The sequence below is a fragment of the Hymenobacter sp. 5516J-16 genome, assembly GCF_022919335.1.
Lineage (GTDB): Bacteria > Bacteroidota > Bacteroidia > Cytophagales > Hymenobacteraceae > Hymenobacter > Hymenobacter sublimis.
On sequence record NZ_CP095058.1, the window covers coordinates 2,980,452 to 2,994,434 of the forward strand.

Here is a 13,983-nt window from a genome sequence, read left to right on the forward strand (position 1 = left end):
GCTTTCCGCATAGATAGGCAATTAGGGGCGAATTGGCAGGATAAAGCAGCCAGATATATGCCCGACGAACTTCTCTATAACTAGTTGAACAGGTTGAAACAAACGCAAAAAGCCCGACGGAAAGATACCGCCGGGGCTTTTGTGCTGAAAAAGAAGGCTGACTTACTCCACCGCGAGTAGGGGCTCGGCGTGGGTAGCCTCAACTTCCTGCGAGCTGTGTTTGTGCTTGAACAGGATGACAAATAGCACGGCAATAACCAGCGCGTAGGCCGCAAAGGTCAGCCAGATGCTATGCCAGTCCTTGGTTTGGTCAACGGGGTTGGTGAAGTACTTCTCAATGACGATGCCGCTGACGGAGGAGCCCAGCACCGCCCCGAAGCCGTTGGTCATCATCATGAACAGACCCTGGGCGCTGGCCCGAATGGAGGAAGCCGTCTGGGTTTCTACGAATAGTGAACCGGAGATATTAAAGAAGTCGAAGGCCATGCCGTACACGATACACGAGAGGATGATCAGCCAGATGCCGGGGTGGTCGGGCGTGCCATAAGCCAGCAGGCCGAAGCGTAACACCCAGGCAATCATGCTGAACAGCATTACTTGTTTAATACCGAAACGACGCAGAAAAAACGGAATGGCCAGGATGAACAGCGTTTCCGAAATCTGGGAGATGGACATGATTACGGCCGGGTACTTCACGGCAAATGTATCCTGGTAGGCCGGCACCTTGTCAAAATCGTGCAGGAACGTGTCGCCGTAAGCGTTGGTGAGCTGCAGGGCGGCGCCTAGCAGCAGCGCGAACAAAAAGAACGTGAGCATCTTCGTATCGCGCAGCAAAGCAAACGACTTCAACCCCAACGCATCAACCAAAGAACGGCTCGGAGTACCCTTGGATGGCGGCGGGCAGGCGGGCAGCGTGAACGAGTACAAACCAAGGGCAAAAGCCGCCGCGGCTGCTACGTAAAACTGATTAGCCGACTTCTCGAAGCCCAGCCCGCTTACTGTCCACATGGCCGCAATAAAGCCAATGGTACCCCACACCCGGATGGGGGGTAGTCCTTCACCACATCCAGCCCCTCGCGCTTGAGCACCGAATAAGAGACGGCAATAGAGAGAGAGAGCGTGGGCATGTAGAAAATCATATTCAACTGCATTACCCATTTCAGTTGATCCGGGTCGTCGATCAACGGAATGAAGCATAGTACTATCCCACCCAGAATATGCAGGATGCCATAGAGCTTCTCGGCATTCACATACTTATCGGCGATGATGCCCATGATGGAGGGCATAAAAATAGAAGCAACACCCATCGTGGCGAATACGGCACCGAACTTTCCTCCTGGCCACTGCTTGGTCTGAAACCAGTACGCTCCAATGGTAATCAGCCACGAGCCCCAGATGAAAAACTGTAGAAAGCTCAGGATAATGAGACGCAGCTTGGTACTCATGCAAATGCCGTTGAGAAAGGAAGGGGAACAGAATTTTGAACCTAAAGATACAAGAAATCCGTCCGGTGAAATGGGCAGGTAAGTTCCAGCGCGGGCAAAACTAGCGGCTCAGCAAATTCAGCCTGAGGCTACAGGATTTGGGCCGCTGAACCGATAGTAAAGCCCGTGTTGGCTCCCAGCAGCCGTAGTGGACGAGGCTAAGCCAAAAAAGAAAGGCTACCGAAGTGGTAGCCTTTCCAGATACAGCAGAAAACGCAGCAATTACGCTACCTCCGAGAAGCGGCGGTTTACTTCGTCCCAGTTAATGGCGTTGTAGAAGGCCGCAATGTAGTCGGGGCGGCGGTTCTGATACTTAAGGTAGTAGGCGTGCTCCCACACATCCAGGCCCAGTACCGGAGTGCCTTTGCAACCGGAATCGGGCATCAGGGGGTTGTCCTGGTTGGGAGTGGAGCAGATTTGCACCGAGCCATCGGCCTGCTTGCAGAGCCAGGCCCAGCCGGAGCCGAAACGGGTAGTAGCGGCCTTCGTGAATTCTTCCTTGAACTTCTCGTAGCTGCCGAACGCCTTGGTAATAGCTTCGCCGATGGGGCCAGTAGGCTCTCCGCCACCGTTGGGACCCAGGATGGTCCAGAACAAGGAGTGGTTCCAGTGACCCCCACCGTTGTTGCGCACGGCGGCCGGTGCGGCGGCAATGTTATGCATCAGCTCTTCCAGGCTTTTGCCTTCCAACTCGGTGCCAGCAATGGCATTGTTGAGGTTGGTAACGTAGGCTTGGTGGTGCTTGGTATGGTGAATTTCCATGGTTTGCGCATCAATTTGCGGCTCCAGGGCATCGTAGGCGTAAGGCAGTTGGGGCAGTTCGAAGGCCATAACAGAAGGGGTTGATTGGTGGAAAGAGGAAGGGACGCATCCGCTCCGGGGTACTTGCAGCTATAACCGCCGCGGTGGCCTCAGGGTTACGGAAGCGGCCAAAAGTAGACTATTTCCGCTTTTGCACGAAGAACTCCCGCATCAACTCTTCGCTCTCGTTGCTCAGGATGCCGCTCACTAGCTCAGCCCGGGGGTGCAGCAGGTTGCCGTGGCGCCGAAACCCAAACTTCGGCTCCGAGGCCCCATACACTACCCGCCGCACCTGCGACCAGGCCGTGGCACCGGCGCACATCACGCAGGGCTCCACGGTCACGTACAAGGTGCAGTCGGTGAGGTATTTGTTGCCCAGGTGGTTGGCGGCGGCCGTGAGGGCCAGCATTTCGGCGTGGGCCGTCACGTCCTGGAGCTTCTCGGTTTGGTTGTAGGCCCGGGCAATAATGCGCTTATCCAGCACGACTACCGCCCCAATCGGAATTTCCTCTTCTTCAAAAGCGTAGCGCGCCTGCTTGAGCGCCTCCCGCATGTAATGCTCGTCGGAATAAAGCGAAAGGGTCATAGGCGGTGAGATAGTGAGCTGGTGAACTAGTGAGTTTGATGTTCGGCTGGTTTCAAGGGTACAAATAGAACATCAAACTCACTAGTGCACCAGCTCACCATCTCACTTCATCGTCACGCTGCTCATTACGGCCTTGGCAATGGGCTGCCACTGGGCTTGTTCTTCGGCGGGGGCTACAAAGGTGAAAACGAACAACTGGTCGCCTTCGATGGCGTACTGCACGAACTGGTACTTACGGATGGGGGCCAGGTTGCCCCCGCGGCGGTTGTCCGTAACCGTCGATACAAACTCCAGGGCCACGTAGTCGCGCTTGTTTACCGTGCGGATATCTTCCTGCAGGAACTGCACTTTCGAGTACATATTCTGGATGCTGGCCTTGTAAATTTTCAGCAGCAGAGCGTAGTCGCGGTTGCTGAAGGTGGTCGGCTTCTGGGCTACGCTTAGGTCGATGCGGCCGCTGGGGTTGCTGAACACGGCCAGGGGCTTGCGAGCGGCCGGATACTTGGCGGCAATACCATCGTCGGGCAGAGCCGCAAAGCCCTCAGGCACTCCCAGGGTAATATTCTGGCCAATGGGAGTTTTTTTCAGCTTGGGGCCAGCAAAGGCCACCAGGGCTCCGAATACGAGCAGTAAGGAGGCAAGGCGGAAAAATCGGGGCGTCATCATCATCAAGGGAAGAAAGGAGGTAGAAGCCGTGCCCCAGCGGGACGGGAGCGGCAAACGATACCTTGCAAATGCAAAGCTCCGAAGCCACAACGACTTCGGAGCGCAAAAAAATCTGCTACGCGCACAGCATAGCCAAAACGAATCCGGGCAATCCGACCAATCCGTTTAATCTGTGGTTTAGCGGCGCTTTTTCGAAACCGACACCGACGGGTACTTGATGCTCACTTTCTTCCAGTACACGTAGTTGCCGGTTTTGGCTTCAATCAGGTAGGTGCCCGCCGGAATGCGGCCCAGGTCCACTGGCTCGCCGGTATTGTTCTGCGGGTCGAGCTCGGTAGTGTACACGGGCTGCTTTTTATAGTTGGTCATCACCAGCGTGCCGGGTTTGGTGAACTGCTGGGTGAAGCTGAGCATGATGCTCTGCCCGCTGGATGAAGGAAATACGTCGATGCCCGAAAGGGTTTCTACCCGCTTGATGGGGCCGTTCAGGGTTACGGGCTCCACCTCCGATTTCGTCTTGATTTCCGTGCCGTTGTCGGACTTGGTTTTGGTTTTAACCTTGGTCTGGGCCTGAGCAGCGGAGAAAGACAAGAGCGTAGCGGCCAGGGCGAGCAGAACGGGGCGTTTCATATGGGTAAAAGAAGGTTGTGGCACGTGGAAAATGGTTGGTATGGGGTAGTTTGCATACTCCGTGCCGGATTTGGGCCGGGCCTGCAAAAAAGGAGCCTCTATCTGGTAAATCCTAGTTTTCCTCAACTATAGCCCCGGTAAGTCCCGTTCCCAAGTCGAGGTTTTTTCAGCATTCGACTGATTTTCCTGCCTACCTTCGCCCTATTATAGAACTCAGAGCTGAGAAGTCAGAAGTGAGAAAAGCGAACCTTAATGGGGCTTGCTTATTCCCTTTCTTCTCGGTTCTAGGCTCTCACTTCTCAGTTGTACCTCATGCTCCGGACTCACACCTGCGGCGAATTGCGCCCCGAACACATTGGTTTAACCGTTACGCTCTGCGGCTGGGTTCAGCGCACCCGCGACAAAGGCGGCATCCTGTGGGTTGACCTGCGCGACCGGTACGGCCTCACGCAGCTGGCCCTGGAAGAAGGGGTAGAAACCGCCGAGGTGCGCGAGCAGGCTCGGCAGCTGGGCCGCGAGTTTGTGCTGGCCGTTACGGGCCGGGTGGCCGAGCGTCACTCCAAAAACGACAAGATGCCCACCGGGAACATTGAAATTCGGGTGGAGAAGCTGGAGGTGCTGAACCCAGCCAAGTTGCCGCCCTTCCTGATCGAGGACGACACCGACGGCGGCGACGACCTGCGGATGAAGTACCGCTACCTCGATTTGCGCCGCTCACCCGTGCGCCAGAACCTGATGCTGCGCCACCGCGTGGCCCAAGCTACCCGCCGCTACCTCGACGGGCAGGAGTTCATCGAGGTAGAAACGCCCGTGCTCATCAAAAGCACTCCGGAAGGCGCCCGCGACTTCGTGGTGCCTTCGCGCATGAATGCCGGCGAGTTCTACGCCCTGCCCCAGAGCCCCCAAACGTTCAAGCAGTTGCTGATGGTGTCAGGTTTCGACCGGTACTTCCAGATCGTGAAGTGCTTCCGCGACGAAGATCTGCGCGCCGACCGCCAGCCCGAATTCACGCAGATTGACTGCGAAATGTCGTTTGTGGAGCAGGAAGACATTCTGAACACCTTTGAGGGCCTGGTACAGTACCTTTTCCGGGAGGTGAAAAACCTGGAAATCGGCCAGCTGCCCCGCATGACGTACGCCGACGCCATGCGCTACTACGGCAACGACAAGCCCGATACACGCTTTGAAATGCGCTTCGTGGAGCTGAACGAGGTAGTAAAAGGTTATGGCTTCCCGGTGTTTGAAGCCGCCGGGCTGGTAGTGGGCATCAACGCTACCGGCGCCGCCAGCTATACCCGCAAGCAGCTTGATGAGCTGACTGAGTACGTGAAGCGCCCCCAGATTGGCGCGACCGGCCTCGTGTACGCCCGCGTGGAAGCCGATGGCTCCGTGAAGTCGTCGGTGGATAAGTTTTACTCCCAGGAAGTGCTGCAGCAGTGGAAAGCGGCCTTCAACGCCCAGCCCGGCGACTTGCTGCTGGTGCTGGCCGGTGAGCCGAATAAAACCCGCAAAGCCCTTTCGGAACTGCGCCTGGAAATGGGCCAACGCCTCGGCCTGCGCGACAAGGACACCTTCTCGGCTTTGTGGGTAGTCGATTTCCCGCTGCTGGAATACAATGAGGAAGAAGGCCGTTACTTCGCCATGCACCACCCCTTCACCTCGCCCAAACCCGAAGACGTAGCCCTGCTCGACTCGCCCGAAACCATCGGGGAAGTGCGCGCCAACGCCTACGACATGGTTATTAACGGGGTGGAGGTAGGGGGCGGCTCCATTCGCATCCACGACCGCGCGGTGCAGGCCCGTATGTTCTCGTTGCTAGGTTTCTCCGATGAAGAAGCCAAAGCGCAGTTCGGTTTCCTACTCGACGCTTTCGAGTACGGCGCCCCGCCCCACGGCGGCATCGCCTTCGGCTTCGACCGTCTCTGCAGCCTCTTCGGCGGCGCCGACTCCATCCGTGACTTCATTGCCTTCCCGAAAAACAACTCTGGCCGCGACGTCATGATTGACTCGCCCTCGCCCATTTCAGATGCTCAATTAAAGGAACTGAGCATTGCTACGGCGGTTGTTGGGAAGTAAATAATCGTAACGCGACGTTCCACCTCTGCGCACGGTCGCACCACATGCAGTTTACCCGATGGTATTGCTGTGTGGCGCGAACGTGCGGGGAGGTGGAACGTCGCGTTATAAGTAGTGGCGCCGAAGTGTGTTCCGGCATAATTCCACACGCTGGTACCAGCTTAAGGACATAGTTACTATAGCTCGTTTGCTCCAAGAATTGCATTGGGATGAGTGCTACAGCGACGAAGCGTGGCATACACTGAATGTAGAATTAGGCTTCGGCAGGTGCAGGATACTTTACAAGCATTCTTCTATCGAAAGCAAGCTGATAGTAGGGTATTTGGGCTAGATAGTACTGCTAAGTTTCTGATGCTCAAGGAAAGGCGACGGGCTTTTGGTGCAAGCAGTTGGTGTAAGATTTAATCATTTTACGTAATTATTGTTATAAATAATTGTACTTTGTGTCATGTTGGACTGTAAGGGAATGGATTATTATGGAACACACCGTAACGCACACTTCACAAGTATTTTTCACCAGTAAGGTTGTAGATCGGCTGGCCGAGCAAACTCAGGAAAGCCAAGCTGGTATTTGGGTGGCTTTGGGCCAAATAGTCCCGACGGTGGTACACGCGCTGGTAGGGCGCATCAGTGGTCCTGATGGACCCGAAGCAGTGTGGAAGCTGAGCCGGGAAGCCTACGGTGCCAACGTGCCCGAAACCATCTTGGAGCCAGGCCAGGAGGCGTGGCTGCAACGGGGCGAGGCCCTAATGCGGGGTCTCATGGGGGAATCCTACAACATAACCAGCCTGCGAATAGCTTCTGCTGCCAACATCAACTCATCGGCGGTACACCACTTGTTCAGCGTGGCTGCGGTAGCGGCACTAGGCGTAGCCGGCGAGTACAGCCAGGAACAGAAGTTTGATGTGACGGGACTGGCGCAGTGGTTGCAACAGGATGAGGCCACGTTTCGCCGGCTGCTGCTGGCCGGAGGCACCCGCCTGCCTACCCCCACCGAAACCGGCCGGGAGCTTACTCCATTACCAGAAGTAGCCCTGGGAGTAGGCACCGAAATGGCAACTACTGCCGGCTCCTGGGCCGCGGTAGGCGGGGGCCGCACGTTTACGCCCGCACCGCCTGCGCCCTCCGCTGCTACCCAAATTGCCAGCCAGCCGTGGGTATGGGGCGTGCTTTTACTGACGGCAGTTGGCCTGGGCTACTTCTTTGGTCATGACTCCGGAGAGAATCCGCAGAACGGCGCCACGGCGGGGCTGGTACCTACCAGCACGGCAACGGCTAGCGCACCCGCTAAGGCTGCTACATCTGGCCGCTATGACCCCATCAATGATAAGTACATCTATGACACGGGGCAGCCTCTGATTTTACGGCTAGCTGATGGTACCACCCAAAAAGTAGGAGCCAGCTCCACAGAAAACCGCCTCTACACCTTCCTGGCCGACCCCCGCATGCAGGTTGACTCCGTGAACCGCACCAACGGGTGGATCAACTTCGACCGGGTGTACTTTGAGACGGCCCAGACCACGCTCACCGATGAATCGTATCAGCAACTGCGCAACGTAGCCAGCATCCTGAAAACCTTTCCTAATTCAGTCGTGAAGATTGGCGGCTACTCTGACAGTACCGGTAACGCCCTCAAAAACTTCCGGCTAAGTGAGGAGCGGGCAAAAACTGCCATGCTAGTGCTGGCCAGCGAGGGCGTAGACCTGAACCGCCTGCAAGCCAAAGGCTACGGGAGCAAGTACTTTGTTACACCCAACAATACCGCCGAGGGCCGGGCTCTAAACCGGCGCATCAGCATTCGGGTAGTGAAGAAGTAACAATCGACAGCACATAAAAAAAGCGCGGCCTTGGGCTGCGCTTTTTTTATGTGCTGTCGATTGTTACGCTACGGCGCTTATAAGATGCCACTCACCAGGCCCGGCAGTACGCCGAGTACTACCGTTAGCAAGGCCAGCAGCAGCAGGGCCGCCGACTGGAATGCGCTAACCGGCACTGGCTCGGCGGTGGTAGCATCAGGGTCGTTCATGTACATGGCAATAATGGGCCGCAGGTAGTAGTAGATGCTAACCATTGACATCACCACGGCGAACACCACGAGGCCAATGTAGCCATTCTCTACGGCGGCCGAGAACACGAAGAATTTACCGAAGAAGCCACCCGTAAGCGGAATTCCAGCCAACGACAGCATGGCCACCGTCAATACAAAGGCCAGCAGCGGGTTGGTTTTGGCCAGGCCATTCAGGCCGTTATAGTCCTCGCGCATACGCACATCAGCCACCAACTTGAGTACCCCGAAAGCGGCCACAGTAGCTACGGAGTAAGCTAGGGAGTAGAAGAAAACGCCGTTAGCGGAAGCTCCTTCCAATTGTCCGTTGAAAGCCACCAGGCCAATCAGCAGGTAGCCAGCGTGCGATACGCTAGAGTAGGCCAGCATCCGCTTGATGCTGGTTTGGGCTACGGCTCCCACGTTGCCAATTAGCAAGGTGAGTACGCACATGGCCGTGAGGGTAGGCAGCCACAGACCTTGGGCCGTAGCGGCCGGGAAGGCCTGCACCAGTAGCTTCAGGAAGGCCGCAAAGCCCGCCGTCTTCACCACCGTGCTCATGAAAGCCGCGAAAAAGGTAGGCGTGCCCTCGTACACATCGGGGGTCCAGAAGTGGAAGGGCGCGGCCGATACTTTGAAGCCGATGCCAATCAGCATGAGCAGCATGCCGATGTAGAGCATAGGCGTGAGCGAGGCATTGACGGGGTTCTGTACCGCAAAGCTGATGTCGCGCAGCACGAAAGTACCAGTGGCACCGTACACCAGGGCCATGCCAAAGAGTAGAATGCCGGTGGCGAAGGCTCCCATCAGGAAGTACTTTAGGGCCGCTTCGTTGGAACGCAGGTTGCGCTTATCGGAACCCGCCAACACGTACATAGCAATACTCAGGGTTTCAATCCCTAGGAACAGCATTAGCAGATGGTTATATGACACCATCATGATGGCGCCCACTAGCGAGAAAAGCAGCAGGGAGTAGTACTCCGCAAGGTTAGCTTCGCCGTCGTGCACGTACTTCTGAGAGAAGGGTAGCAGCAGCAGGGCCGTTAGGACTACAATTCCGGTGAAGGCTACCGAGAAGTTGTCGACAACCAGCATGTCGTTAAAAAACGACTCTGTAGTGCCCCAGTCCAGGAAATTTACCCCGAATACCACGGCCAGCATGAGCATGGCCGCAGGTAGCAGCAACCGGTTGGAGCGGCGAAACCCGAGAAACAGGTTGCCTAGGCCCAGAACGGAAAGTAGAATGATTGAATACATTAGCGTAGGAGGGAGTTGCCACGGCGGAAGCCGCCGCGGACTACCGTCAGTTTAGCGTTTTACTACCTCGTTCAGAATGCTCAGTACGCTGCCTTCCGACAGGTGCAGGAAGGTGTTCGGGAACAAGCCAATCCAGAATACCAGCACGATAAGTGGCACCAGCAAGGCTAGTTCCGCGCCGGTCAGGTCAGTGAAGGTAGCGGTGAAAGAGGAATCCGGGCCCAGCATCACGCGCTGGAACATGCGTAGCAAGTACACCGCGCCCAGAATGATGGTCACGCCGGCCACGGCGCCCATCCAGGCATTGTACTGGTACACGCCGGCCAGCAGCAGAAATTCACCGACGAATCCATTGGTCAGAGGCAGGGCCACGGTACCGAGCAGCAACACCAGGAAGCACACCGTAAGCACCGGCGCCTGGCGGGTTAGGCCACCCAGGTCGGCAATGCTGCGAGTGCCGGTGCGGCGCTCAATGGCATCGGCAATGAAGAACATACCTACTACGTTTACGCCGTGGGCCAGCATCTGAATGCTAGCGCCCTGCAAGCCCATTTGCGTCAGCGAAAACACGCCGGCAATCATCAGCCCTACGTGCGAGAGGGAGGAGTACGCAATCAGGCGCTTCACGTCCTGCTGACGGATGGCAATGATGGCTCCGTAAATAATACCGATAACGGCCAGGATGAGCACCAGATTCTGCCACCGATCGACGCCCAGGGGTACCACGGGCAGCAGCCAGCGCATGCAACCGTAAATACCCATCTTCAGCATAATGCCCGACAGGAGCATGGTAGCCGGTGCGGGGCTTCGGTGTAGGTGTCGGGTTGCCAGGTGTGGAAGGGGAAGATGGGCATCTTCACGGCGAAGGCCGCAAAAATCAGCCAGAACAGCCAGGCCTGGGTTTCAGCGGGCAGGTTCAGGTTGTAGAAGGAAGCTAGGTCGGAATTATGTGCCGCTAGGCCATTGGCGGCGGGGCCAGTCTGGAAGTAGAGGTACACGAAGCCGGCCAGCATGAACAAGGAACCGACGATGGTATACAAGAAAAACTTAAACGTGACCTTGGCCCGATTCGCGCCGCCCCATACACCGGCCAGGAAGTAAATCGGAATGAGGGCTACCTCCCAGAAGAAGTAGAACAGAAACGCATCCTGAGCGGTAAAGACGCCAATCAGGCCGGTTTCCATAAACAAGACCAGGGCGTAGAACACCGACTCGTTCTCGAAGTTGCGGCGGAAAGCGGCCAGCAGAATAATTGGCACCAGGAAAGCCGTCAGTAGCACCAGCAGCAAACTCAGACCATCCATGCCCACGTGGAAGTTGATGCCCGCGGAGGCAATCCAAGGTAGGTTCAGCGAGAACTGACCGGAGTTGTTGGCGTTGAAGATGAAGGCCGCGTAGGCCGCCAACACAAATTCAACCAGCGCCGCGCCAAAGGCCGCGACCCGGGCCGTGCGCCCTTTGAAGAAGTGCAGCAACAGAGCGGCCGCCACGGGCCAGAGTAGGAGAAGGACAGTCAGCATTAGCTAATCAGGTTGTTCTTTTGACGCCAAAAGCCGTGTGAAGCGGCAGCTTCCCGATCAGCAGGCGACAGTTTGAGCGCAAGATGAAGAGCGTAGAACCACCCGATGATGGTCCAGCCCAAAAGCAGATTCAGGAAGAATATGGTCCGACCGTTCTGCTGGTCACGACCGAAAAGGGCGGGCATTAAGTAGCACGTCAGCATGAACAAGGCTCCGGTGGAGGAAAAGCCTGGTTCGAGTATATCTGCTAGGAGTAATGCGCCCTGCATGTACCTAAAACTTCACGTAGTTCAAGGCCAGCACCAGCACAATGCCTACTACCATCAAGATGAGGTAGGTTTCCACGGAACCAGTTTGCACGTAGCGCAGTAGTTGCCCACCGCCCATGGTCAGGCGGCCGAAGCCGTTCACTACCGGGTCAATGATGCCATTTTCCACGTAGCGGTAGAGCCCGCGCGAGAGGCCCATGATGGGGCGCACGAACAAGGTATTGTACAGCTCGTCGATGTAGTACTTGTGGTAAACCACATTTTCCGGGGCCGAACGGTGGGCCTCATCTTCGGCGGGGCGCACGCCACGGCTTACGTACTGCACGTAGGCGAAGATGATACCCAGTACGCCGGCTCCCACCGAAAGGCCGATGAGCATGTACTCGGTGGCGTGGTCGACTTCAACTCCGAATGCTTCGGGGTTTAGCTGTTTAGAGTAAGTAAAGAGAGGTGCGAGGTAATTAGCGAGGTAGCCGTTGCCTTCGCCCAGCAGCAGTGGCGCATTCATAAAACCACCCACAGCAGCCAGAATAGCCAGCACGATGAGCGGTAGCGTCATAGAAGCCGGCGACTCGTGCAGGTGGTGCTTCTGCTCCTCCGTGCCGCGGAACTCACCGAAGAAAGTCAGGAACAGCAACCGGAACATGTAGAAAGCCGTCAGGAAAGCCGTAAATAGGCCTACCGCGTACAGGGCCTTGCTGTGCTGGTAGGCGTGCAGCAGAATTTCATCTTTGGAGAAGAAGCCCGAGAAGGGTGGGATGCCGGCAATGGCTAGGCAGCCAATCAGGAAGGTGATAAACGTAATGGGCAGCGCCTTACGCAAACCGCCCATGCGGCGCATGTCCTGCTCGTTGCTCATGGCGTGAATCACGGAGCCCGCGCCCAGGAACATCAGGGCCTTGAAGAAGGCGTGCGTCAGGACGTGGAACAGGGAAGTGCTGTAGCCCATAACGCCCAGAGCCAAGAACATATAGCCCAGCTGCGAAACGGTGGAATAGGCCAGTACTTTCTTGATATCGTTCTGGGCCAGCCCGATGGTAGCGGCGAACAGGGCCGTGGCGGCCCCAATAATGGCAATGATTTCGAGTGTATCGGGGGCCAGCGTGAACAGCACGTTGGCGCGCAGAATCATGTAAATGCCCGCCGTAACCATGGTAGCGGCGTGAATCAGGGCCGATACGGGGGTAGGGCCTGCCATGGCGTCGGGCAGCCAGGTATAGAGCGGCAGCTGGGCCGATTTACCAGTGGCGCCCACGAAAAGCAGCAGGGTAATCACCGTGACGATGCTCACGGTGTAGGGACCAAACTGGCCCAAATGCGCCTTCTGAAATACCTCCCCAAACTGCACTGAGTTGAAGGTGAGGTAGATCAGGAAAATGCCCAACAGAAAGCCCAAGTCACCGATGCGGTTGATAATGAAGGCTTTCTTGGCGGCGTTGTTGTAGTTGTGGTTCTTGTTCCAGAAGCCGATCAGCAGGTAGGAGCAGAGCCCCACGCCTTCCCAGCCGATAAACAGAATCACGAAGTTAGCCCCCAGCACCAGCACCAACATGCTGAACACGAACAGATTCAGGAAGCTAAAGAACTTGCCCACGTTCTCGTCGTGGTGCATGTAACCGATGCTGTAGACGTGAATTAGGAATCCTACGCCCGTTACCAGCAGCAGCATAATCAGGCTGAGCTGATCAATCTGGTAGGAAAACGGAATCTGCAGGGAGCCTACCGAAATCCAGTCGAAGAGCGTGACGGTGTACTGGTACTGAAAATTCAGGAACAGGAACACGGAAATAGCAAAGGAGCCGAGTACAGCCGCCGAGCTAATCAGGCCGGCTACTGTGCCAGAAAGCCGCCGGTTTAGCAGCCCGTTGATGAGAAAACCCAGAAACGGCAGCAGCGGAATCAGCACGTACAGAAAAGTGGCGTACGGGGCGCTGGCAGCGGGTAATACTTGTTCTTGCATATGAATGGGGTCTTGGGGCCTAGGGCTCAACGGCTTGGCTTGCATTGGCTACTTCCGTTCAACAGAAAAGCCGGGCATCCAAGGCCTTAAGCTCTTGAGGCTCAAACCTAGAACTTCAGTCGGTTAAGCAGATTAACGTCGGTGTTTTGCAGGTTGCGGTAAATCATCACAATAATGGCCAGGCCCACGGCTACTTCCGCGGCGGCCACAGCCATGATGAAAAACACAAAAATCTGCCCGTTCGCGTCGGCCCGGTAGGCTGAAAAAGCCGTCAGCAGCACATTCACGGCATTGAGCATCAGCTCCACGCACATAAAGATGATAATGGCATTTCGGCGGGTTAGTACTCCGAGCACCCCAATGGAAAACAAGGCGGTGGCAAAGAAAACGTAGTACTGAAGGGGTACCGTTTGGATGACCTGCGGTATGTTCTGGTCCATGCGGGAAGGCTGACGGCGAAAGGACGCCCGAACTATAGAGGAGTTCAGGACAACTAGCCGGCAAAGGTATCCTGAAAATTGGAAAACGCCACGGCAAAATCTGACCCTTTCTGGGCTGGCGCGAGGCGAAGATTCGCTGCCGGCGGGGCGCCGGATGGGGCTGGGCAGCTAGTAACGGTAGTTTTCATTTCCCGCCTGAACCCCATCTTTGCAGGCCGGGCCGCTGGCGCCCGTTTCCTACCTTCGTATC

At 56.4% G+C, this 13,983-nt stretch carries 10 protein-coding genes and 2 pseudogenes; 2 read left to right on the forward strand and 10 right to left on the reverse strand.

Annotation, left to right across the window (positions count from 1 at the left end; all coding sequences use genetic code 11):
* Positions 1-162: 162 nt before the first annotated feature.
* The 5 genes and pseudogenes from MUN84_RS14800 to MUN84_RS14820 all read right to left on the reverse strand — a co-directional run bounded on the left by MUN84_RS14800 (position 163) and on the right by MUN84_RS14820 (position 4,167).
* Positions 163-1,445: pseudogene (locus tag MUN84_RS14800) on the reverse strand (nucleoside permease).
* 261 nt (positions 1,446-1,706) lie between these two features.
* Positions 1,707-2,315 (reverse strand): superoxide dismutase, encoded by a 609-nt coding sequence (locus tag MUN84_RS14805; protein WP_244694778.1) that lies wholly within the window; start codon positions 2,313-2,315, stop codon positions 1,707-1,709.
* Positions 2,316-2,424: 109 nt separating this feature from the next.
* Entirely contained in the window at positions 2,425-2,871 is a 447-nt protein-coding gene (locus MUN84_RS14810; RefSeq protein WP_244694779.1) for a nucleoside deaminase, read from the reverse strand.
* Positions 2,872-2,973: 102 nt separating this feature from the next.
* Positions 2,974-3,591 carry a hypothetical protein gene (locus MUN84_RS14815; protein ID WP_244694780.1) on the reverse strand — a complete coding sequence of 206 codons (618 nt, stop codon included), beginning with the start codon at positions 3,589-3,591 and terminating at the stop codon, positions 2,974-2,976.
* A 123-nt stretch (positions 3,592-3,714) separates the two neighbouring features.
* On the reverse strand, positions 3,715-4,167 hold the full coding sequence (locus tag MUN84_RS14820) for a hypothetical protein (RefSeq protein ID WP_244694781.1): 453 nt from the start codon (positions 4,165-4,167) through the stop codon (positions 3,715-3,717).
* 312 nt (positions 4,168-4,479) lie between these two features.
* Here MUN84_RS14820 and aspS point away from each other — a divergent pair, with 312 nt between their 5' ends.
* Together aspS and MUN84_RS14830 are read left to right on the forward strand one after the other, a co-directional pair.
* Positions 4,480-6,243: an aspartate--tRNA ligase gene (aspS, locus tag MUN84_RS14825; protein WP_244694782.1), complete on the forward strand. Its 1,764-nt coding sequence runs from the start codon at positions 4,480-4,482 to the stop codon at positions 6,241-6,243.
* 476 nt (positions 6,244-6,719) lie between these two features.
* Positions 6,720-8,060 carry an OmpA family protein gene (locus tag MUN84_RS14830; RefSeq protein ID WP_244694783.1) on the forward strand — a complete coding sequence of 447 codons (1,341 nt, stop codon included), beginning with the start codon at positions 6,720-6,722 and terminating at the stop codon, positions 8,058-8,060.
* A 77-nt stretch (positions 8,061-8,137) separates the two neighbouring features.
* Here the strand turns inward: MUN84_RS14830 and MUN84_RS14835 are convergent, their stop codons facing one another.
* From MUN84_RS14835 to nuoK, 5 genes and pseudogenes are all read right to left on the reverse strand, one after another.
* Positions 8,138-9,544: an NADH-quinone oxidoreductase subunit N gene (locus MUN84_RS14835; RefSeq protein WP_244694785.1), complete on the reverse strand. Its 1,407-nt coding sequence runs from the start codon at positions 9,542-9,544 to the stop codon at positions 8,138-8,140.
* Between the two features lie 51 nt (positions 9,545-9,595).
* Positions 9,596-11,064, reverse strand: a pseudogene (locus tag MUN84_RS14840) (complex I subunit 4 family protein).
* Entirely contained in the window at positions 11,064-11,333 is a 270-nt protein-coding gene (locus MUN84_RS24625) for a superinfection immunity protein (RefSeq protein ID WP_375374025.1), read from the reverse strand. The pseudogene MUN84_RS14840 and the gene MUN84_RS24625 overlap by 1 nt, the downstream one beginning before the upstream one ends.
* A 4-nt stretch (positions 11,334-11,337) precedes the next feature.
* On the reverse strand, positions 11,338-13,293 hold the full coding sequence (nuoL, locus tag MUN84_RS14845) for an NADH-quinone oxidoreductase subunit L (RefSeq protein ID WP_244694786.1): 1,956 nt from the start codon (positions 13,291-13,293) through the stop codon (positions 11,338-11,340).
* 107 nt (positions 13,294-13,400) lie between these two features.
* Positions 13,401-13,733, reverse strand: a complete 333-nt coding sequence (nuoK, locus tag MUN84_RS14850) for an NADH-quinone oxidoreductase subunit NuoK (RefSeq protein WP_045687923.1) — start codon at positions 13,731-13,733, stop codon at positions 13,401-13,403.
* Positions 13,734-13,983 lie beyond the last annotated feature (250 nt).

Coding starts and splice junctions, on each gene's coding strand:
- MUN84_RS14805 (WP_244694778.1), bottom strand. CDS start 2,315: ATGGCCTTCGAACTGCCCCAACTGCCTTACGCCTACGATGCCCTGGAG.
- MUN84_RS14810 (WP_244694779.1), bottom strand. CDS start 2,871: ATGACCCTTTCGCTTTATTCCGACGAGCATTACATGCGGGAGGCGCTC.
- MUN84_RS14820 (WP_244694781.1), bottom strand. CDS start 4,167: ATGAAACGCCCCGTTCTGCTCGCCCTGGCCGCTACGCTCTTGTCTTTC.
- aspS (WP_244694782.1), top strand. CDS start 4,480: ATGCTCCGGACTCACACCTGCGGCGAATTGCGCCCCGAACACATTGGT.
- MUN84_RS14830 (WP_244694783.1), top strand. CDS start 6,720: ATGGAACACACCGTAACGCACACTTCACAAGTATTTTTCACCAGTAAG.
- MUN84_RS14835 (WP_244694785.1), bottom strand. CDS start 9,544: ATGTATTCAATCATTCTACTTTCCGTTCTGGGCCTAGGCAACCTGTTT.
- MUN84_RS24625 (WP_375374025.1), bottom strand. CDS start 11,333: ATGCAGGGCGCATTACTCCTAGCAGATATACTCGAACCAGGCTTTTCC.
- nuoL (WP_244694786.1), bottom strand. CDS start 13,293: ATGCAAGAACAAGTATTACCCGCTGCCAGCGCCCCGTACGCCACTTTT.
- nuoK (WP_045687923.1), bottom strand. CDS start 13,733: ATGGACCAGAACATACCGCAGGTCATCCAAACGGTACCCCTTCAGTAC.